The organism is Nocardia cyriacigeorgica NBRC 100375, assembly GCF_000308555.1.
In the GTDB taxonomy this organism is placed as follows: Bacteria; Actinomycetota; Actinomycetes; order Mycobacteriales; family Mycobacteriaceae; genus Nocardia; species Nocardia cyriacigeorgica.
In genome coordinates, this window is sequence record NZ_BAFY01000203.1 from 1 (window position 1) to 19,788 (window position 19,788).

Below are 19,788 nucleotides of genomic sequence, written 5' to 3' on the forward strand. Positions count from 1 at the left end.
CGAGGCGAACACCTGAGCGCTGGTTGCTACGTCATCCCCCGCTCACGCCACGGTGGCCTGCAAACGCGAGCCGGTGCGGCCGCGGATGACGTGCAGGCGGCTCGGGATGCGCTGGCGCATTTCGTCGACGTGGCTGACCAGGCCGACAACCCGCCCGCCCGCGCGCAGGTCGTCGAGGACGCCCATCACCGCGTCGAGGGTATCGGCGTCCAGGCTGCCGAACCCCTCGTCGATGAACAGGGTGTCCAGGACGATGCCGCCGGTTTCCGCCGCGACGGTGTCGGCCAGGCCGAGGGCGAGGGCGAGCGAGGCCATGAAGGTCTCGCCGCCGGAGAGGGTTTTGGCGGGGCGGATGGCGCCGGTGTAGTCGTCGCGGATATCCAGGCCGAGTCCGCCGCGGCGGCCGTGGGTGCCCGCGCGGTCGGTGTGCACGAATTCGTATCGGCCGCCAGACATCCGGCGCAGCCGGGCCGTACCCGCCACTGCGACTTCCTCCAGCCGAGCGGCGAGCACGTAGGAGCGCAACGACATTCGCCGGTTGTTGGCGCCGCGTCCGGCGACCACGTCGGCCAGCGCGGACAGTTCCTCATGGGCGCGCTGGGCGGGCGCGATGTGATCGACCGCCGCCCAGAGCTGGCCGCTGAGCTGCTCGAGTTCGGCCACGCGCGTGGCGGCTGCCGAATGCGCGGCGACAGCGATATCGAGCGCCTGGCGCGCCTCGCGCACGGCAGCGTCGAGGGCCGCGAGATCGCCCGGTTCGGCGTCCGCCGCAGCGCGCACCTCCGGCTCGGCCAGCACCGCCTCGGCCGCCGCCTTGGCCCGCTCGGCCGCTTCGAGCTGCTGCTCGATCGCCTGCTGCGCGCGCGCATCGCGGATCACGTCCTCGATGCGGCGCGCATACGCGGTGAGCAGCGCGACGAGCTGTGCGGGGGTCATCGACTCGGGCGCGGGTTCCGGTCTGGCGGCGGCTGGATCGCCATCGCCACGCGGAGCACCGTCGGAGCGCGGTTCGACACTGCCGCTCGGATCGGCCGCGCCACCGGCCTCCAGAGCCACCGGAGGCAGATCGAACAAGGCCGGTTCGGCGTCGTCGGCGGCCGAATCGACAGCGCTATCGGCGGGGATGTCGAACAAGGCCGGCTCGGGATCGGGCGCTGCCCCTGCCGCGGCGTCGCCTGCCCCCTGCGGACCGGCCTCGCCTGTTTCGAGCGCGAAACCTGCTGAACGGGCGAGGTTCTGCACCCGCTCCGTGATCACACTGACCTGTTGCCACGCACCCGCTGCCGCTGATTCGGCGGCACGGTAGGCGGTTGCCGCGGCGATCAGGGAGTCGAGCCGGGCACGGCGGTGATCGATGGTGGCGTCGGCGCCCGCTGCCTCGCGCAGGCGTGCGCTGAGTTCGGTGAGCCGGGATTCGGCGGCGGCGATGGTCGAAGTGATGGTGCCGCGGCGGGTTTCGGCCGCACGGAGTTGGTCGTGCAGGTCGGTTTCCTCGGCGCGCAGCCGGTCGAGTTCCGCGGTGGCGGCGGCGCTCTGATCGGCGAGTTCGCCGGCGTCTTCATAGCGGAGGGTGGCGGCGCGTAGGGCGGCCGCGAGTTCGACGGGGTCGGCGTCGCCGCCGCGGGCGGTCAGGCCCTCGATCTCGCGTTCCAGCTCGGCGATCCGGGCCAGCACCTTGTCGCGGGCTGCCTCGGCCGCGCGTTCCTCGGCGCTCGCGGCGTCTTCGGCATCCTTGGAGACCGCGCTCTCGGTCGGCTGCGCCGGGTCGGGATGCTCCGGCGAGCCACAGACGGCACAGGGGGTTTCCCTCGGTGAGCTGCCCGGCCAGTTCCGCCGCCATCCCGGCGAGGCGCCGCTCCCGCAGATCCAGCACGCGTTCCCTGGCATCGTTGTGCTTCGCGCGGGCGGTCTCGGCATCGACCCGCGCGCGATCGAGATCCCGTCGCCGCTCGGCCAGCGCCACCGCGGCCGAGGCCGCGCCCTGCAACCGCTCGCAGTCGGCGGCCAGCGCGGGCAGCATGGCGGCCGCGTCGGCGGATTCCCGCACCCGTGCCTCCGCCGCCACGATCGCGGCCGGAATCGCTTCCCGCCGCTGAGCGATCCGCGTCAGCCGCCGCGCCAGTTCGGACTCCTCGGTTCGCAGCCGGGCGATGTCACTCGTCAGCTGTTCGGCCGCCTCGGCGGCGGAGGTGACCTCGTCCAGCACACCGATGCGCGCACTCCACTGCCGGATCGCGCCGTCGACGTCGGCGTCGGGCCGCAGGAGCGCAACCTCACTGGACGCTGCGTGTCCCGTTGCGCCGGGCTCGAGGTTCGCCGAGTGTCGCGATGATGCCGCTCGGGGCCGACGGTCCTCGCGGTCCGGCCGCCCGTCCGGTCCACGGCCCCGGTCAGGGCCGGCGTCGCCGCGGACACCACCGGGATTCGTGACAACGACCTCCGCACCGTCGTCAGGCTTCGCATCGCTGTCGCCGAGCAGCTCCCCACCCGGCAGATCCGCACTGCCCGGCTCAGCGAGCAGCTGCGTCAATCGCCGTGCCGCCCGCTCGGTTTCGCTGTCCTGCCGCCGCGCCCGCGTCACGGCCGCGCGGGCCTCATCCAGTGCCGCGGCGAGCGGTTCGGCGCGGCGAGCGGCTTCCAGCTCCGCGCGGCGGGCGGCGCGCTCGGCGGCGGTGGCGGCGTAGTCGTCGAGTTGGCGACGGGCGGTCAGCAGGCGACGGTGGGTGTCGGCGAGTTTGCGCTGCTGTTCGGCGGCCGCGTCGGCGCGCGCGGACTCCTCGCGGCGGCGTTCCAGTTCGATGGTGGCGGTGGCATGTTCGGCGCGGGCCTTATCGAGCAGATCCTCGGCCCAGTCGACGGCCTCGAGCGGGCCGACGGTTTCGGTGGCGCCGATCCCGGCGGTGACCCCGACCTGCACGATGAGGTTGTCCACACCGCGGGTGCGGGCGGCCAGTTCGGCCTCGGAGGTGCGGCGGCGTTCGGCCAGCCACTGTTCGGCGGTGCCGAATCGTTCGGTGTCGAAGAGCTTCTCGAGCAGCTTCTCCCGTTCTTCGTTCTCCGCACGCAGAAACCGGGCGAAATCGCCTTGCGGTAGCAGCACCACCTGGAAGAACTGTTCGGCGCTCATCCCGAGCAGCCGTTTGACCTCCTCGCCGATATCGGGGATGCGAGACAGGTTGGCGCCGTGGCCGTCCAGCCATTCGAGCGTGGCCTTCGGCTTCTCGATCGAGGTTCCGGTGCCACGCCGTTTCGGGCGCTCGAATTCGGGACTGCGGATCAGCCGCACCCGCCGCCCGCCCAGCGTGGCTTCCAGCAGCACCTTCGGCGGGGTCTGCGGTGAGGCGTGATCGGAATGCAGGCGTTTGCTGTCGTTGCGTGCGCCGGGCACTCGGCCGTAGAGCGCGAAGGCGATGGCGTCCAGGACGGTGGTCTTGCCGGCACCGGTGTGTCCGTGCAGCAGGAACAGGCCGTCGGCGCCGAGGGTGTCGAAGTCGACGACGGTGGTGTCGGCGAACGGGCCGAACGCGGTGATCTCCAGCCGGTGCAGCCTCATGCGGTGAGTTCCGTGGCGTCGACCCGAACGGCCGTCTCCGCTACCGGTTCCCTGGTCGCCGCCGCGATCGCGCGTTCCAGCCACCGCATCTCCGAGTCGGTGGGCTCGCCACGGACATCGGTGAGGAAGCTGCGCGCCACCTCGGTATCGCGGCGGCCGTGCACGCGTTCGCGGTATCGCAGGTCCGGGTTACCCTGTGGGCGTTGCCATTCCACGTGGACCGCGTACGGGAATCGTTCGCGCAGCTTGCGCATGGCGTCGATGGGGCGGGCGTGGTCGGTGAGGGTGGCCGAGACGTAGTCCTCGCAGGCCCGGCCGAATTCCGCGCCGTCGAGCAACTCGTCGAGGGTGCCGACCAGCCGGCTCAGCCCGCGCACCACCGGCACCTCCCGCCTGCGTACCGCACCGAGCCCGGCCGCGTCCAGGTCGACGATCCAGACCGCTTTACGATGCGAACTCTCCCCGAACGAGTACGGCAGCGGCGACCCGGAATAGCGCACCGACTCCGACAGCGTCTGCGGCGAATGCAGGTGGCCGAGCGCGACATAGTCGATACCGTCGAACTCGCCCAGCGGCACCGTCTCCACGCCGCCCACCGAGATCGACCGCTCCGACCCGGTGGCCTCGCCGCCGACGACGAACGCGTGCGCGAGCACCACCGTGCGCGTCCCCGGCCTGGCCGCGATGTCATCGCGGATCCGCGCCATCGCGGCAGCCAGGATCTCGGCATGCGAACGCGCCTGCGGCACGCCCAGTTCGGCACGGGTGATCTCCGGCTCCAGATACGGGATGCCGTAGAAGGCCACCTCGCCGTGCTCATCGGACAGCAGCACCGGCCGGTGCGCGTCGGCGACGGTGGTGCGCAGGTACAGCCCGCCCGCCGCCGCGAAACTGGCACCGGCACCGAGCCTGGCAGGGGAATCGTGATTGCCCGAGGTGGCGACGATGCGGGCGCCCGCGGCGCGGATGGCTTCGAATCCGCGATTGCACACCGCGATCGCGTCCGCGCTGGGAATGGAGCGGTCATAGACGTCGCCCGGCACCACGACCACGTCGACCGATTCCTCCGCCACCAACTCCGCGACGGCGCTCAGCGCGTACTCCTGATCGCCGAGCAGATCGACCCCGTGAAAGGTGCGGCCGATATGCCAGTCCGACGTGTGCAGGATTCGCATGCCGCGAACCGTATGGCAACCCACCGACACACTTCAATCAGAGGGCGGCGAGTGTCGGATACCCGCCGGGCGAGCCGGTGCGAATGTGACGGCCGACACGAAGGCGGCGGTCCGGACGGGCGCCCACGGGTGCAACCGGCATCACCCGACCGGCCCTGCCATGACACCGACCGGCGCGTCGGCAGATAGTGTTCTCTACGTGGCTGCTTCCCAACGAGTGCGTACCCGGGTGCCCGCGCCGCAACGTTCGATCCTGCCGTCGGTGCCGGGTGTCCCGGCCGGTGCGGCGGTCCTGATCGCGGTTGCCTGCACGTTTCTGGGCTTCCTGATCGATGCCCTCGGTGACGGCACCGAGCTGACCGGCTCGTTCACCGCGTTCTATGTCATCGGTTGCGTCGCGGCCGTGCTCGCTGTGCGGTTCCGCGGCCTGTTCACCACGCTGGTGTTGCCACCGCTGTTGTTGTTCGTCGCGGTACCCCTGGCCTATCAGCAGCTACTCGGCCGGGCCTCGACCTCGATCAAGGACATCCTGCTCAACCTGGCGATCCCGCTGGTGCACCGGTTCCCCACGATGGTGCTGACCACGGTGATCGTGCTGTGCATCGGTGGTGCGCGGATCGCGCTGGATCGCGCCGAACGCGCTGCCGAAGGCAAGTCACAGGCCCGCCGCGGCACCAGCTGGGGACGTAGCGCGGTGCAGCAGCGGCCGAAGAAAGCCGAGCCGGGCTCGCAGTCGCTGTCGGGCGCGGCCCGCAAGCGCTCTCGGCGTCCACCGGTGGCCGACGACTACGACGACATCGCCGAACCCGCGGCCCGGCCGCGGCGCCAGGGCAAGCGGCGTCCACCGCCCGTGGCCGAGAACCCGCCCCGGCTGGCCGCCGCCGCCCGCTCACGAGAAGGGCGTCCGCGTGGCGGGGCCCGTCCTACCGCCGCGGCACGCCCGGAGGCGGAACCCGTGCGCGGACCCGCCCGGCGCCGCACCGAGCAGCCGCCGCTGCCGCAGCCGACGGTGCGCTACCGGGATCGGGATTCCGGCCGCATCGAACGCCGCGGCCCCGAAGCGCGCTGAGACCGGCGTAAACAGCCGCGTGCGCCTCCACTCAGGGACCCTCAGCGACGCGACTCGCGCAGCTCCCGCGGCAACGCGAACACCAGCGTCTCGTTGGCCGTTGTCACCGGCTGCACATCGGCGAAGCCGTGTTCTTCCAGCATGTCGAGCACCCCGCGCACCAGGATCTCGGGCACCGAGGCGCCGGAGGTGATGCCGATCGTGCGCACGCCCTCCAGCCAGGCCGGGTCCACCTCGCGGGCGTAGTCGACCAGGTATGCGGCCTTCGCGCCGGCACCGAGCGCGACCTCGACCAGCCGCACCGAGTTCGACGAATTGCGGGAACCGACCACGATCACCAGATCGCATTCGGGGGCCATCGCCTTCACCGCCACCTGACGGTTCTGGGTGGCGTAGCAGATGTCGTCGCTGGGCGGATCCTGCAAACCGGGGAAACGCTCGCGCAGCCGCGACACCGTCTCCATGGTCTCGTCGACGCTCAACGTGGTCTGCGACAGCCAGATCACCTTGGACTCGTCGCGCACGCTGACCTTGTCCACCGCGTCGGGCCCGTCGACCAGCTGCACGTGGTCGGGCGCCTCACCGGCGGTGCCCTCGACCTCTTCGTGGCCTTCGTGGCCGATCAACAGGATGTCGTAGTCGTCGCGGGCGAAGCGCTTGGCTTCCTGATGGACCTTGGTGACCAGTGGGCACGTGGCGTCGATGGTGCGCAGATTGCGGGCGGCCGCGGAGGAGTGCACCGCCGGGGAGACGCCGTGCGCGGAGAACACCAGCAGCGCGCCTTCGGGCACCTCGTCGGTCTCGTCGACGAAGATGACCCCGCGTTCGCGCAGGGTCTCCACCACGTGCCGGTTGTGCACGATTTCCTTGCGGACGTAAATGGGGGCGCCGTGTTTGTCGAGCGCCTTTTCCACGGTTTCCACCGCGCGATCGACACCGGCGCAGTAGCCACGGGGTTCGGCCAGCAGCACGCGCTTGTCGCCGTCGGCACCTCCCGCGCCGTCGGAGCGGACAGAGCGGGCGATTCCGACATTCAACGGTATTGCCGAGGACATGCCCACAGGATACGTGCGCACTATGGCGATCACCCGCTCGGATGCGAGCGAGATAACACGCGAACACCCGGCCCCCTTTTGCACATCCCGCCATTTCGGGCAGGCTAGGACCATGTTCCGACCACCGTTTCTGGCCCGCGTAGCCGCTGGTGCCGCCGTCTACGCCATCGAGGAGACTCGACGGCTACCCACGGCGGCGGTGAATTTCCCGATCACCGCGATCAGTCAGCTGCTGCAGACCACCATGCACGTCCAGCAGTTCGTCACCAGCCTGGCGCTCAAGGGCGACGCCGTCTTCGATCGCCTGTCCAACCGTGCCGTCGAGCAGCCCGCCTGGGCCACCTTCGACGAGGACGAGCCCGCCCAGCCCGCCGACACCGCCTTCGGCCGGGCCAGGACCAGCAGTTTCGACAGCTTCGGCAGCGATGCCGAGCTGGCAGGGTTCCTGATCACCGAGACGCTGGCCGGCGCGAAGGCCGGACGTAACGGTCATGCGGCGACGGTCAGCCCGCTGCGCGAGCCGGCCACCGAAACGCAGCGCGAAGCCGAGGAGCAGCGGGAAGCGCAGCGCGAGGCCGAAGCACCCGCCGGCGCGGCCGAGACCACCGGCGAGAGCTCGGCAGTCGCGGAGAGCACCGAGGTCGCGGAAGCGGAGGCCGAGCAGGGCGAGGCCGTGGCGCCCGAGGTCGCCACCCGCTACGACTACGACAACATGACGCTGGCCCAGCTGCGGGCCCGGCTGCGCATGCTGACCATCGACGATCTGACCGCCCTGCTCGATTACGAGCAGCGCACCCGCGCCCGGGCGCCGTTCATCACCATGCTGACGAACCGGATCGCCACCGTGCGGGCCCAGTGACCGAATCCTCCTCGCCGACGACGGCCGGCCGGGACACCACCGGCCGGCCCGAACGCGCCGCGCCCGCCAATTCCGCCGACAATCCGTGGCCGGTGCGTTCGGTTTCGATCAAGGTCGCGCAGTGGATCGATCGGCTCGGCAGCGTCTGGGTGGAGGGCCAGATCACCCAGATCTCGCTGCGGCCGGGTACCAGGACCGCCTTCCTGGTGCTGCGCGATCCGTCGGCCGACATGTCGTTGTCGGTGACCTGCGATCCCGCCCTGATCCGTAATTCGCCGCTGCCGCTGCACGAGGGCAGCCGGGTGGTGGTGTACGGCAAGCTGTCCTTCTTCACCGGCCGCGGCACGCTGTCGTTGCGCGTGACCGAGATCCGCGCTGTCGGGGTGGGTGAACTGCTGGCCAGGATCGAACGGTTGAAGGGGCTGCTGGCCGCCGAGGGCCTGTTCGATCCGCGGCTGAAACGGCCGATCCCGTTCCTGCCGAGCACCATCGGGCTCATCACCGGCCGGGCCAGTGCCGCCGAACACGACGTGCTGACCGTCGCGCGCACCCGCTGGCCCGCCGTCCGGTTCGAGATCCGCAATACCGCGGTGCAGGGGCCGACGGCGGTGCCGCAGATCATGGCCGCGCTCAGCGAACTCGACCGCGATCCGGCCGTCGATGTGATCGTGCTCGCCCGCGGCGGCGGCAGCGTGGAGGATCTGCTGCCGTTCTCCGATGAGGCGCTATGCCGGGCCATCGTCGCCGCGACCACACCGATCGTCAGCGCGATCGGGCACGAACCGGACAACCCGCTCAGCGATCTCGTCGCCGACGTGCGCGCCGCGACCCCCACCGACGCCGCCAAACGGATCGTGCCCGACGCGGCCGCCGAGCTGGCCGGTGTGCGTGAGTTGCGCGCCCGCTCGGCCGCCGCCCTGCGTGGCTGGGTCGACCGCGAGACGCGCGCCCTCGATCAACTGCGTTCCCGGCCGGTGCTGGCCGATCCGCTGCGCGAACTGCGCCATCGGGTCGATGAGGTGGAGCGGCTGCGCATCTCCGCCCGGCGCTGCGCCGAACACCTGATCAACGCCGAAGCCACCGCCACCAGGCATCTGCGCGAGAAGCTGACAGCGGTGGGCCCGGCGGCGACCATGGCCCGCGGTTACGCCGTCGTCCAGCGCGTCACCGGTCGTGAACGGCATGTCGTGCACAGCATCGATGACGCGCCGGCGGGCACCCAGCTGCGCATCCGGGTCGCCGACGGCGCCATCTCCGCCGCCGCCCTCGGTACCACCGCGCTCGGCACCCGGGTCGTGCCGCCCGAGCCCGACCGCACCGCGGACACCGAGCCCAGCCGCTGACCGGCCCGCCCGACCCCGAACGACCGATCCGCCCGCCCCGCCCCACCGAGAGGACCGACCTTGCCCGACTCCGCCGACGATCAGCCGACCGACGATCTGGCCGAGATCGCCACCTTCGGCTACGAACGCGCCCGCGACGAGCTGGTCAATGTCGTGAAGATGCTCGAACAGGGCGGCCTCGACCTCGACGAGTCCCTGGCCCTGTGGGAGCGCGGCGAGGCGCTGGCCAACCGCTGCGAACAGCATCTGGCCGGCGCGCGCAAACGTGTGGAGGACGCCCTGTCGCGCGCCGAGGTCGAGGACGAGCAGCAGTGACCATCCGTCGCGCCACCCCCGATATCCGCACCACGGACATGGCCGCGAGCCGGGCGTTCTACCGGGGACTCGGCTTCACCGAGGCGATGGATCTCGGCTGGGCGGTGATCATGGCCTCGCCGTCGACCCCCACCACCCAGGTCGTGCTCGTCGGCCCGGAAGCCGAAGGGCCGCAACCGGATATGAGTGTCGAGGTCGACGATGTGGACGCCGTGCACGCCCGGCTGGTCGCCGCGGGCGCGGACATCGTCTACGCGCTGCGCGACGAACCGTGGGGCGTGCGCCGGTTCTTCGTGCGCGATCCCAGCGGGACCGTGGTCAACGTCGTCACCCATGGCGACGAATCCGCGTAGCCGGCGCAGCCGGGTTGAGCGGCTCGGCCGCCCGGCTACTTCTGCTTCGGCAGCGGCTGCGCCGTGGTGACCGCCTCGGCCAATGTGGTGAACGCGGCATCGTTGCCCGCGCCGCGGATCAGCACCCTGGCCTGGCCGAAGTCGGCGATCCAGGCCGGTTCCTCGCCGGGCTCGTCGTAGACGACCCATTTCTGGGCGCCGATGTCGCGAGTGCCGCTGGCATAGCGGGAGCCGAGGGTGTGCCGGGCGAGCGCGACCTCGGTGGCGTTGCTCTGGTTCAGCTCCATGTAGGTGCCCTCGGGCGTGATGTAGCCGATGGTGCTGACGGTGCCGCCGCCTTCTTCGGTGATGGTGTCGCGGCTGCCGGAGTTCGGCGTCCAGCCCTGCGGCAGGGCCGGTTCGCGGATCGGGAAGGTGAGGTTGGTGGCGTCGGACTGCAGGGCCGCCTTGGCGTCGAAGCTGGGGATCTGGCCCTGTGTCGGTCCGTCGCCGGCGAAGCTGCACTGACTGGTCAGTCCGGCGAAAACCACGGCGATCAGCGCCAACGGGATCAGCGACCAGACCAGATCCCGGTAGTCGTTCATGATGCGTGGCTTTTGGTTCGGCACGTACCCAGTATCCACTCGCGACGCCGATCACACCGGTACGGCCCCGACCCTGCCCAGGTGTGCACGGACCCCTGCCTGCCGAATGAGACAATTGCCCGCGTAAGTACGAGCCAAGGAGGCACACCGCTATGACGGCATCTTCGCCCGCCCCGAGCCGCCGCGAGGCGCCCGACCGCAACCTCGCACTGGAACTGGTCCGGGTCACCGAGGCAGGTGCCATGGCCGCCGGTCGCTGGGTCGGCCGCGGCGACAAGGAAGGCGGCGACGGCGCGGCCGTCGATGCCATGCGCCAGCTGGTCAGCTCGGTATCGATGCGCGGCATCGTGGTCATCGGCGAGGGCGAGAAGGACGAAGCGCCCATGCTCTACAACGGTGAGCTGGTGGGCAACGGCGACGGCCCCGAGGTGGATTTCGCCGTCGACCCCATCGACGGCACCACGCTGATGTCGAAAGGCTCGCCCGGGGCGATCTCGGTGCTCGCGGTGGCCGAGCGCGGCGCGATGTTCGATCCGTCGGCGGTGTTCTACATGCACAAGATCGCCGTCGGCCCGGACGCGGCCGGTGTGATCGATATCGCGGCCCCCATCGCCGACAACATCCGCAAGGTCGCCAAGGCCAAGAACTCCTCGGTCTCCGACCTCACCGTCTGCATCCTGGACCGCCCGCGTCACGCCGAGCTCATCCAGCAGGTGCGCGACGCCGGCGCCCGCATCCGCCTCATCTCCGACGGTGACGTGGCCGGCGCCATCGCCGCCGCCCGCCCGGATTCCGGCACCGACATCCTCGTCGGCATCGGCGGCACCCCCGAAGGCATCATCGCCGCGGCCGCGATGCGCTGTATGGGCGGCGAACTGCAGGGCATGCTCGCCCCCAAGGACGACGAAGAACGCCAGAAGGCCGTCGACGCCGGCCACGACCTGGACCGCGTGCTCAGCACCGAAGACCTGGTCTCCGGCGACAACGTCTTCTTCTGCGCCACCGGCGTCACCGACGGCGACCTGCTGCGCGGCGTGCGCTACTACGGCGGCGGCGCCTCCACCCAGTCGATCGTCATGCGCTCCAAATCCGGCACGGTCCGCATGATCGACGCCTACCACCGGCTGACGAAGCTGCGCGAGTACTCCTCGGTCGACTTCCACGGCGACGACGACGCCAACCCGCCGCTGCCGTAATTTCTTGCGCCGCCTGCGGCGTCGCGGGGTTCACGGCCCCTGGGAGTCTCGGGTTTCCGCTGCCACCGCTTGCCTTCGGCTTGCGCGGTGGCAGCGCAAACACGAGACGGGCCGCGAACTGTGGGGCTCGATCTCGCTTCGCTCGAAAATTCAGGTGCACCGACCGTGGTCTCGGGCCGGTGATGCATGCGCGGCATCCGACCCGGTTAACCCTCAGCGTGTGTTTTACTCCATACTCTCGCGGGTAATATCCGCGTGGATACCAGCTCAGTAATGGTCAAGCGATCAGTTCGCTTGTTCGCCAAGGCATTGCTGAGCGTCGGCTCCGGTTCGCGTGTGGCTCCACCGCAGCTTGCGGTGCCGCGCGTGGCCACTCTCGAGAGGATGGACATGCACCACTTCGCTCGACGTACCGCCGGATTCACCATGGCGATCGCCGCATCGGGCCTGCTCGTGGCCGGCTGCGGCGACGACTCCGATACCAGCGACCAGATCGGCAGCAAGATCGGCAGTGTCACCGCCCAGATGGGTGAGGGCACTGCGACCGCCACCCATGCGCCCGGCGAACACGATGCCACCGGAACCCCCGGCGGCACAGCGGGCGAAACCCCCGGTGGCACCGCCACCGGCACCGAGACCCCTGGAGCGGCGGGTGAGACGAAGTTCAGTACCCCGGACGGCGAAGTCACCGTCTCCGGCGTCATCTACTCCAAGTACCTCGAGGCCGGCGGCCAGAACAGCCCGCTCGGCATGCCGGAAGACCCCGAGGAGACCGGCCCTAACGGCGGCCGCTACCAGGACTTCGAGGGCGGCACCATCTACTGGAGCCAGGACTCCGGCGCCCACATCGTGTGGGGCGACATCCGCGAGACCTGGGAGGAGAACGGCGGCGCCAACGGCAAACTCGGCTACCCCGTCACCGACGAGGAAACCCTGCCCGACGGCAGCCGCAAGAGCGAGTTCACCGGCGGCACCATCACCTGGATGAACGGCGAGACCACCGTCACCGAGAAGTAGTCATCGGCCTCGGCCGGGCGCGCCGCCGGTTCTGGTGCGCCCGGCCGAGGCTTTTCCCACGGGTGCGCCGACCGGCCGCACTGCGATACCCCCACAGTCCCCCGCGTGATCCACACAACGGCTAGGTTGGTGCGGTGCAAACTCTCTTGACCGATCGCGAACTGCTCGAGTCGCTCGCGGTGGAGGTGGAACTGAACCTTCGCCGCCACATCGAGGCGGCCGACGGCTGGCAGCCGCACGATTACGTCCCGTGGGACGACGGGCGCAACTTCGGCTTCCTCGGCGGCACCGACTGGGAGCCGGACCAGTCCGAGCTCAGCGAGGTGGCCAAGCTGGCGCTCACCGTCAGCGTGCTCATCGCCGACAACCTGCCCTCCTACCACCAGGAGATCGGCAAGTACCTGCGCACCGGCGCGTGGTGGCGGTGGGTCGGCCGGTGGACGGCCGAGGAGAACCGGCACGAGATCATGATCCGCAACTACCTCATGGTCACCCGTGCCGTCGATCCGGTGGAGCTGGAGCGGCTGCGCATGGATCACATGACCAAGGGCTTCCGCCGTGAGCCGCTGCATCTGCTGGATGTGCTGGCCAACGGTGCGTTCGAAGAGGCCGCGTCGGCGGTCCGGCACCGCAATACCGCCGCGTTGAACGAGAACCCGATCGTCACCGCCATCAGCGAGCGCATCGCCGTCGACGACGAACTGCAGTCGGTGTTCTTCGCCAACCTGATCGATGCCGCCTTCGATCAGGTGCCCGATCAGACCATGCGCGCCGTCGCCGACCGCGTCGCCGCCTTCCACGTGCCGGCCGTCACCCTGCCCGACGGCCGCAGCAGCGACGAGGTGCTGGCCGAGGCCGGCATCTACGACCCGGCGAAGGAGGGCGAATTGGTCTTCGCTCCCCTGCTGCGACGCTGGAACGTCTTCACCCGGACCGATCTGGGTGAGGCAGGCGAGGCGGCCCGCGCCGAACTCGCCCACCTGCGCAGCTGATTGCGTTTCATCCCCTGATCAGCGGTAATTGCCGATATCGTTGACCGGTTCGATGCACATTCGCACAACGGGAAGAAGGTGAGAGTCATGATCCTCGATCTGGTAGCAGCACTCCTCAGCTTCGTCAGCGACGTCATCACCATCTCTGCCGAATGACGACAACGGCCCGTTCGACGGTCATCGACCGTCGAACGGGCCGTTGTCGGATCTGCCTCCCGCTACTTCTTCTCGTCGACCTTCGCCATCGCCAGCACATCGAGGCGGCGATCCAGCTCCTCCACGGTGAGCTTGTCGCCGATGAGCCCGCGATCGATCACGGTCTGCCGGATCGTCTTCTTCTCCTTCAGCGCTTCCTTCGCCACCGCCGCCGCCTCCTCGTAGCCGATCGCCGAATTCAGCGGCGTGACGATCGACGGCGAGGACTCGGCCAGCGTGCGCAGATGCTCCTCGTTGGCCACCAGCCCACTCACACAGCGGTCGGCGAACAGCCGGGACACGTTGGCCAGCAACCGAATCGACTCGAGCAGGTTGCGTGCCATCACCGGGATGTAGACGTTCAGCTCGAAGTGCCCGTTCGCTCCGCCGAACGCGACGGCGGCATCGTTGCCGATGACCTGCGCGGCCACCTGGGTCACCGCCTCCGGCAGCACCGGATTCACCTTGCCCGGCATGATCGAGCTGCCCGGTTGCAGGTCCGGCAGCTGGAGCTCGGCCAGGCCGGTGAGCGGACCCGAGCCCATCCAGCGGATGTCGTTGGCGATCTTGGTCAAGCTGACGGCGATGGTGCGCAGCGCGCCCGACGCCTCCACCAGACCGTCACGCGCGGCCTGGGCCTCGAAATGGTCCTCGGCTTCGCGCAGCGCGTCGATGCCGGTGCTGCGCACCAGTTCCGCGACGACCAGCCCGCCGAATCCGTCCGGCGCGTTGAGGCCGGTGCCGACGGCGGTGCCGCCGATGGGCAGCTCACCCAGGCGGGGCAGCGTCGCCATGATCCGGTCGATGCCGGCCGCGACCTGACGGGTGTAGCCGCCGAACTCCTGGCCGAGGGTCACCGGCACGGCGTCCATCAGGTGCGTGCGACCCGATTTGACCACCGTTTTCCAGGCGGTGGACTTGTCGAGCAGCGCCAGCCGCAGGTGATCCAGCGCCGGCACCAGATCGGCGATGACGGCCTCGGTCGCGGCCAGGTGGGTCGCGGTCGGGAAGGTGTCGTTGGACGACTGCGACATGTTCACATCGTCGTTGGGGTGCACCTCGACCCCGCGCGCCTTGGCAATGGAGGCGATGACCTCGTTGGCGTTCATATTGGAGCTGGTGCCCGAGCCGGTCTGGAAGACGTCGATCGGGAACTGATCGTCGTAGCGGCCCTCGGCGATCTCGGTGGCGGCGGCGATGATGGCGTCGGCCTTGGTGGCCTCGAGCAGGCCGAGGTCCCGGTTCACCTTCGCGCACGCGGCCTTGAGCAGCCCCAGCGCACGGATCTGCGCGCGCTCCAGGCCGCGGCCGCTGATCGGGAAGTTCTGCACGGCCCGCTGGGTCTGCGCGCGCCACAGGGCGTCCACCGGAACGCGGACCTCACCCATGGTGTCGTGTTCGATGCGGTACTCGGTCTGGTCGCTTCGCTCACTCATAGTCCGACCATATGCCGCACCCGCCGCACGTGGGGACGCCACGCCTGACGCTTATCTCACAGGGCCCGGCGCCTCGCGGACGGGAATAGGACCGACCGGAAACGACAGACCCCCGGACCGCGCGGGGCCCGGGGGTCTGCGCTAACTCCTTCAGGCGTTGGGCCCGTACTCCTCCAGCATCTCCGTCACCAGGGCCGCGATCGGCGAACGCTCGCTACGGGTGAGCGTGACGTGCGCGAACAGCGGATGGCCCTTCAACTTCTCGATCACCGCCGCGACACCGTCGTGACGACCGACCCGCAGATTGTCGCGCTGGGCGACGTCGTGGGTGAGCACCACCCGCGACCCGGTGCCGAGCCGGCTCAGCACCGTCAGCAACACATTGCGTTCCAGCGACTGCGCCTCGTCGACGATGACGAACGAATCGTGCAGCGAGCGGCCGCGAATGTGGGTCAGCGGCAACACTTCCAGCATGTCGCGGCTGAGCACCTCCTCCATGACCTCACGGCTGGCCAGCCCGTCGAGGGTGTCGAAGACGGCCTGAGCCCACGGCCCCATCTTCTCGCTCTCGGTGCCGGGCAGATAGCCCAGTTCCTGGCCGCCGACCGCGTACAGCGGACGGAACACCACCACTTTGCGCTGGGTGCGCCGCTCCAGCACCGCTTCCAGTCCGGCGGTCAGCGCCAGCGCCGACTTGCCGGTGCCCGCCCGTCCGCCGAGCGAGACGATGCCGACGCTTTCGTCCAGCAGCAGGTCGAGGGCGATGCGCTGTTCGGCCGAGCGCCCGTGCAGCCCGAACGCTTCACGTTCGCGCACCAGCTGCACCCGTTTGTCCGGGGTGACCCGGCCGAGTGCGCTGGAGCTGCTGCCGAGCAGCCGGATCCCGGTGTGGCAGGGCAACTCCCGCGCCTCGTCGAGATCGATGGAGCCTTCGCTGTAGAGCTCGTCCACCCGGTCGGTGGTGACATCGAGTTCCACCATGCCCGTCCAACCCGAGGTGACCACGTCCTGCGCGTGGTACTCGTCGGCCCGCAAACCCACCGAACTCGCCTTGACCCGCAACGGAATGTCCTTCGATACCAGCACCACGGTGCGGCCGTCGGCGGCGAGATTGAGCGCGCAGGCCAGGATGCGGGAATCGTTGGTGTCGGTACGGAACCCGACCGGCAACACCGTCGGATCGGTGTGGTTCAGCTCCACCTGCAGAGTTCCGCCCTCGGTACCGATCGGCAGCGGCTCGTCGAGCCGGCCGTGCTGCACGCGCAGGTCGTCGAGCATGCGCAGCGCCTCGCGGGCGAACCAGCCGAGCTCGTGGTGATGCCGTTTGCCTTCGAGTTCGCTGATCACCACCAGTGGCAGCACCACGTGGTGCTCGCCGAAGCGGGTGACCGACCAGGGATCCGATAGCAGAACCGAGGTGTCGACGACAAAGGTTTTGGTGCCTTTCTTCACGGTGCGAGAGTTCGCCGATGGGGCGGAAACGGAGCGTGTTGTAGTCACGGTGGGCTCCTTTGTGTCTGCGCGGCACCCGCATCAGACAATCTCGCTGGACCGGTCCGTCCTGAGGGATCCGACGCTGGCGTCAGATGCCACGAGGGCCGGGTGCCGGCCCCCTCGTACTGAATGGCTCAGTCACGGTCAGGACCTCCCGCGCGAGCCACAACGACGCGACCCGCATCCACGACGCTACCGGCTGTCGGTGGGTGCGCGCTCGGGGAACGGCAGGCGTGTCGGTGAATTCGTCGTTAACGCGCCGCCGACGTCGGCTATCAGACCTGGTCAGACAACCTTTCCAGGGGTTGCGCCGCCCACGGGGCGATATCGCGGGCCGGCTGCGGGCGGGTTGCTCGGCCGCCGGTTTCGACACGCGGGTCCCCACTCCAGCGCCGGCGGATTAGAGTCGCGTTATGGCCGGTACCGACGATCTTCAGCAGCTGTCGTCCAAGGAACTGCACGACCGCGCGGTCAAGCTGGCCGTGCGCCGCGGCGACATCAAATTCTTGTGGAACCTGCTCACCCGCATCCCCGCCGCGGAGGCGACCGCGGGCAAAGCCGGCGAGAGCGAAGCCGACATCAAATGGGTGCTGCCCCTGATCGACGACTACGTGCACGCCGGTGACGGCGACCTGGCCGAGGCGCTGCGCCCGTTCTACCTCGACTACCTCGCCAAGCATTCCTGAGCTGCGCGACGTTCGCATACCCGCGACGTTCGCATACCACTGACCGGGACGCACTCAACCTGTTGCCAACCATCCCGGTCGATACTCGATGCCGACGTCCACACGATGGGCCATCGATAACTGAACCCCGACCCGACCGTGTGGAAGACCACCGAACTTCCCCGCCCCGCCAACGACGCCGGGGACCGGCCGCCAACGAAGTCGGCACGGAGTGGGTCGAGAAGATGATTCCGGGCGGCAGCCCGGCAGCTATGAACGCAGCGACTGCCGCACCCGCGCCGCCTCGCGGGTGAGATGGTCGCGCTCCGGCACGCTGGTGGCCAGGCGCGCGGCCCGCGCGTACAGCTCGGCGGCCTGCTCCAGGTCGCCGGCCCGCTCGAGCAGATAGGCGCGAACCGCGCTGTAGCGGGGCAGGTCCGGGTCCAGCTGCTTCAGTTCCGCCAGCCCGGCCTGCGGTCCGTCGGCCTCGCCGATCGCGACCGCCCGGTTCAGCCGCACCACCGGGCTGCCGGTGAGGGTCAGCAACTCGTCGTACCACTCCACGATCTGCACCCAGTCGGTCTCGGCGGCGCTCCTGGCATCCGCGTGCAGGGCCGCGATCGCGGCTTGCGCCTGGTATTCGCCGAGCCGGTCGCGGGCCAGCGCGGCCTGCAGGATCGCCACGCCTTCGGCAATAAGGCCGGTGTCCCAACGGGTTCGGTCCTGCTCGGCCAGCGGGATCAGGCGCCCGCCAGGGCCGGTGCGCGAAGCACGGCGGGCGTGGTGCAGCAGCATGAGCGCGAGTAGGCCCGAGACCTCGGGGTGGTCGGTCGAGGACGCCAGCTGACGGGTGAGCCGGATCGCTTCGGCCGCCAGGTCCACCTTGCCGCTGTAACCCTCGTTGAAGACCAGATACAGCACCCGCAACACCGTCGCCGGATCGCCGGGCCGGTCCAGCGGCAGCTCGGCGATGCGGTTTTTGGCGCGGCTGATCCGTTGCGCCATGGTCGCTTCGGGCACCAGGTACGCGTTCGCGATCTGCCGGGTGGTCAGGCCGCCGACCGCGCGCAACGTCAACGCGACGGCCGAACTCGGCGACAGCGCCGGGTGCGCGCACAGGAAATACAGCCACAGCGAGTCGTCGATGTCGGGCACCGGCCCGCGCGGCGGCTCGATCTCCACCGCGAGTTCCCGTCCCCGCCGCGAGGTTTCGGCGCGCGCGGCGTCGAGGAACTTGCGCCAGGCCGCCGCGACCAGCCAGCCCTTGGGATCCCGCGGAGGGTCCTGCGGCCAGCTCTCCAATGCCCGGATCAGCGCCTCCTGTACGGCGTCCTCGGCCGAGGCGAAATCCGCTCCGCGCCGGACGAGGACGCCGATCACCGCGGGCACCAGCTCCCGTAGCAGCGACTCGTTCACTCGGTGACGGTGGGCGCCGCGGTGAACAACGGCCGCAGCTCGAGCCATTCCTGGATCGGCTTGCCGCCCGCACCGGGCGCCGCCGACAGCTCGGCCGCCAGTTCGAGCGCACGCTCGTAGCTGTCGACGTCGATCATCATCCAGCCGGCGATCAGATCCTTGGTCTCGGCGAACGGACCGTCGGTGACCGGCGGGCGGCCCTCGCCGTCGGAGCGGACGAAGGTGCCCTGCGGTGCGAGCGCCTGACTGTCGACGTACTCGCCGGTGGATCGGAGCCGGGCGGCGAAATCCTCCATGTACTGCACGTGGGCGCTGACTTCGTCCGGGGTCCACTGGTCCATCGGCACGTCGTTGGTGGGTGCCGGGGCGCCGCGGTAGTGCTTGAGCAGCAGATACTTGGCCATTGTCTTCTCCTCGCGTGGTGGTCGGTGGTGTCAGGCGCGCTGACGTTCGGCGCGCTGCCGGATCAGCTCTTCGACCGGTGACGGCAGCGTGGTCTCGAAGTCGATGAGCTTCACCCAGGTCGGGGTGATGACGATGCGGACCATGCCGTCGTAGAGCGAGCGCACCCCGGCTTCCCACTCCACCCGCTGCTCCGGGGTCATCTGGTAGCTGCCGTTCATCCGCAGGTACTCCTCCGGGATGCCCTCGACCTCATCCAGCTCGGCCCGGCCCCGGATCAGCAGCAGCTTGGGTGGATGCACCTCGGTGTCGATCGTCAGCGCGACCTGCGGGTTGTGGCGCAGGGCCGCCAGTTTCGGGGCGTTCGTGCTGGTGCAGAGAACGATCTGAGAGCCGTTCCAGGTGAATCCGATGGGGATGTTTCGCGGGGTGCCGTCGGTGGCGACGTAAGCCAGGCGGGTCAGATCCCGCGCCAGCAGCTCCTGGCTGAGCGGTCGTTCGAGAATTTCGGTGATCCGGTGCTGTTCCATCGCTGCGCTCCCGTGTCGGTGCCGTCGAGCGGGCCGTTGTCGGCTGCTCGTACCCCTGGGACGGAGCCCGCCCTTCATTCTCGACATCCCCGGCGAGGAATTTCGGAGATTCTTCGACCGCACCGAAAAGGCACTGCAC

At 69.7% G+C, this 19,788-nt stretch carries 18 protein-coding genes and 1 pseudogene; 9 read left to right on the forward strand and 10 right to left on the reverse strand.

Annotation, left to right across the window (positions count from 1 at the left end; all coding sequences use genetic code 11):
* Positions 1-42 precede the first annotated feature (42 nt).
* The 3 genes and pseudogenes from RJ05_RS33085 to RJ05_RS20700 form a co-directional block, all read right to left on the reverse strand.
* A pseudogene (locus RJ05_RS33085) lies at positions 43-876 on the reverse strand (SbcC/MukB-like Walker B domain-containing protein); the annotation flags it as partial.
* 682 nt (positions 877-1,558) lie between these two features.
* On the reverse strand, positions 1,559-3,553 hold the full coding sequence (locus tag RJ05_RS33090; protein WP_169332970.1) for an AAA family ATPase: 1,995 nt from the start codon (positions 3,551-3,553) through the stop codon (positions 1,559-1,561).
* On the reverse strand, positions 3,550-4,728 hold the full coding sequence (locus RJ05_RS20700) for an exonuclease SbcCD subunit D (protein ID WP_036539593.1): 1,179 nt from the start codon (positions 4,726-4,728) through the stop codon (positions 3,550-3,552). Before RJ05_RS20700 ends, RJ05_RS33090 begins: the two co-directional genes overlap by 4 nt.
* A 199-nt stretch (positions 4,729-4,927) precedes the next feature.
* On the opposite strand from RJ05_RS20700, the gene RJ05_RS20705 reads away from it, so the two are divergent.
* Complete coding sequence (locus RJ05_RS20705; RefSeq protein ID WP_181062414.1) at positions 4,928-5,797, forward strand: DUF6542 domain-containing protein; 870 nt, start codon at positions 4,928-4,930, stop codon at positions 5,795-5,797.
* A gap of 41 nt (positions 5,798-5,838) precedes the next feature.
* Here the strand turns inward: RJ05_RS20705 and RJ05_RS20710 are convergent, their stop codons facing one another.
* Positions 5,839-6,852: a 4-hydroxy-3-methylbut-2-enyl diphosphate reductase gene (locus RJ05_RS20710; RefSeq protein ID WP_036539598.1), complete on the reverse strand. Its 1,014-nt coding sequence runs from the start codon at positions 6,850-6,852 to the stop codon at positions 5,839-5,841.
* Positions 6,853-6,964: 112 nt separating this feature from the next.
* On the opposite strand from RJ05_RS20710, the gene RJ05_RS20715 reads away from it, so the two are divergent.
* The 4 genes from RJ05_RS20715 to RJ05_RS20730 are packed head-to-tail and all read left to right on the forward strand — an operon-like array spanning position 6,965 to position 9,722.
* Positions 6,965-7,711, forward strand: coding sequence for a lipid droplet-associated protein (locus tag RJ05_RS20715; RefSeq protein ID WP_036539601.1), 747 nt, complete (start codon positions 6,965-6,967; stop codon positions 7,709-7,711).
* Positions 7,708-9,054, forward strand: a complete 1,347-nt coding sequence (gene xseA, locus RJ05_RS20720; RefSeq protein ID WP_081597446.1) for an exodeoxyribonuclease VII large subunit — start codon at positions 7,708-7,710, stop codon at positions 9,052-9,054. The genes RJ05_RS20715 and xseA overlap by 4 nt, the downstream gene beginning before the upstream one ends.
* A 60-nt stretch (positions 9,055-9,114) precedes the next feature.
* Entirely contained in the window at positions 9,115-9,369 is a 255-nt protein-coding gene (locus tag RJ05_RS20725) for an exodeoxyribonuclease VII small subunit (protein WP_036539604.1), read from the forward strand.
* Entirely contained in the window at positions 9,366-9,722 is a 357-nt protein-coding gene (locus RJ05_RS20730) for a VOC family protein (protein ID WP_036539607.1), read from the forward strand. Before RJ05_RS20725 ends, RJ05_RS20730 begins: the two co-directional genes overlap by 4 nt.
* Before the next feature lie 35 nt (positions 9,723-9,757).
* Here the strand turns inward: RJ05_RS20730 and RJ05_RS20735 are convergent, their stop codons facing one another.
* Positions 9,758-10,330 carry a DUF4245 domain-containing protein gene (locus RJ05_RS20735; protein ID WP_036539611.1) on the reverse strand — a complete coding sequence of 191 codons (573 nt, stop codon included), beginning with the start codon at positions 10,328-10,330 and terminating at the stop codon, positions 9,758-9,760.
* Between the two features lie 128 nt (positions 10,331-10,458).
* On the opposite strand from RJ05_RS20735, the gene glpX reads away from it, so the two are divergent.
* The 3 genes from glpX to RJ05_RS20750 all read left to right on the forward strand — a co-directional run bounded on the left by glpX (position 10,459) and on the right by RJ05_RS20750 (position 13,511).
* Complete coding sequence (glpX, locus tag RJ05_RS20740; protein WP_036539613.1) at positions 10,459-11,502, forward strand: class II fructose-bisphosphatase; 1,044 nt, start codon at positions 10,459-10,461, stop codon at positions 11,500-11,502.
* 366 nt (positions 11,503-11,868) lie between these two features.
* On the forward strand, positions 11,869-12,519 hold the full coding sequence (locus RJ05_RS20745; protein WP_249040531.1) for an LGFP repeat-containing protein: 651 nt from the start codon (positions 11,869-11,871) through the stop codon (positions 12,517-12,519).
* Positions 12,520-12,653: 134 nt separating this feature from the next.
* Positions 12,654-13,511, forward strand: coding sequence for an acyl-ACP desaturase (locus RJ05_RS20750; protein WP_036539615.1), 858 nt, complete (start codon positions 12,654-12,656; stop codon positions 13,509-13,511).
* A 218-nt stretch (positions 13,512-13,729) separates the two neighbouring features.
* On the opposite strand, the gene RJ05_RS20755 is transcribed toward RJ05_RS20750, so the two are convergent.
* Together RJ05_RS20755 and phoH2 are read right to left on the reverse strand one after the other, a co-directional pair.
* Complete coding sequence (locus tag RJ05_RS20755; protein WP_036539616.1) at positions 13,730-15,142, reverse strand: class II fumarate hydratase; 1,413 nt, start codon at positions 15,140-15,142, stop codon at positions 13,730-13,732.
* Between the two features lie 150 nt (positions 15,143-15,292).
* Positions 15,293-16,642, reverse strand: coding sequence for an RNA 5'-3' helicase PhoH2 (phoH2, locus tag RJ05_RS20760; RefSeq protein WP_036539618.1), 1,350 nt, complete (start codon positions 16,640-16,642; stop codon positions 15,293-15,295).
* Positions 16,643-17,049: 407 nt separating this feature from the next.
* Between phoH2 and RJ05_RS20765 the strand changes: the two genes are divergently transcribed.
* On the forward strand, positions 17,050-17,322 hold the full coding sequence (locus tag RJ05_RS20765; RefSeq protein ID WP_036539620.1) for a hypothetical protein: 273 nt from the start codon (positions 17,050-17,052) through the stop codon (positions 17,320-17,322).
* A gap of 249 nt (positions 17,323-17,571) precedes the next feature.
* Here RJ05_RS20765 and RJ05_RS20770 read toward each other — a convergent pair whose 3' ends face one another.
* From RJ05_RS20770 to RJ05_RS20780, 3 genes are read right to left on the reverse strand one after another with little or no spacing between them, the layout of a single operon-like run.
* Positions 17,572-18,717, reverse strand: coding sequence for an RNA polymerase sigma factor (locus RJ05_RS20770; RefSeq protein ID WP_036539623.1), 1,146 nt, complete (start codon positions 18,715-18,717; stop codon positions 17,572-17,574).
* The gene (locus tag RJ05_RS20775; protein WP_036539625.1) at positions 18,714-19,121 is read right to left on the reverse strand and encodes a YciI family protein; all 408 of its coding nucleotides are present in this window, start codon (positions 19,119-19,121) and stop codon (positions 18,714-18,716) included. The genes RJ05_RS20770 and RJ05_RS20775 overlap by 4 nt, the downstream gene beginning before the upstream one ends.
* A 30-nt stretch (positions 19,122-19,151) precedes the next feature.
* Positions 19,152-19,649 (reverse strand): pyridoxamine 5'-phosphate oxidase family protein, encoded by a 498-nt coding sequence (locus tag RJ05_RS20780; protein ID WP_036539627.1) that lies wholly within the window; start codon positions 19,647-19,649, stop codon positions 19,152-19,154.
* Between the last annotated feature and the right edge of the window lie 139 nt (positions 19,650-19,788).

Excerpts from the sequence above, each read along its gene's own strand:
- RJ05_RS33090 (WP_169332970.1), bottom strand. The coding sequence starts at position 3,553 with ATGAGGCTGCACCGGCTGGAGATCACCGCGTTCGGCCCGTTCGCCGAC.
- RJ05_RS20700 (WP_036539593.1), bottom strand. The coding sequence starts at position 4,728 with ATGCGAATCCTGCACACGTCGGACTGGCATATCGGCCGCACCTTTCAC.
- RJ05_RS20710 (WP_036539598.1), bottom strand. The coding sequence starts at position 6,852 with ATGTCCTCGGCAATACCGTTGAATGTCGGAATCGCCCGCTCTGTCCGC.
- RJ05_RS20715 (WP_036539601.1), top strand. The coding sequence starts at position 6,965 with ATGTTCCGACCACCGTTTCTGGCCCGCGTAGCCGCTGGTGCCGCCGTC.
- glpX (WP_036539613.1), top strand. The coding sequence starts at position 10,459 with ATGACGGCATCTTCGCCCGCCCCGAGCCGCCGCGAGGCGCCCGACCGC.
- RJ05_RS20755 (WP_036539616.1), bottom strand. The coding sequence starts at position 15,142 with ATGAGTGAGCGAAGCGACCAGACCGAGTACCGCATCGAACACGACACC.
- RJ05_RS20765 (WP_036539620.1), top strand. The coding sequence starts at position 17,050 with ATGGCCGGTACCGACGATCTTCAGCAGCTGTCGTCCAAGGAACTGCAC.
- RJ05_RS20775 (WP_036539625.1), bottom strand. The coding sequence starts at position 19,121 with ATGGCCAAGTATCTGCTGCTCAAGCACTACCGCGGCGCCCCGGCACCC.
- RJ05_RS20780 (WP_036539627.1), bottom strand. The coding sequence starts at position 19,649 with ATGGAACAGCACCGGATCACCGAAATTCTCGAACGACCGCTCAGCCAG.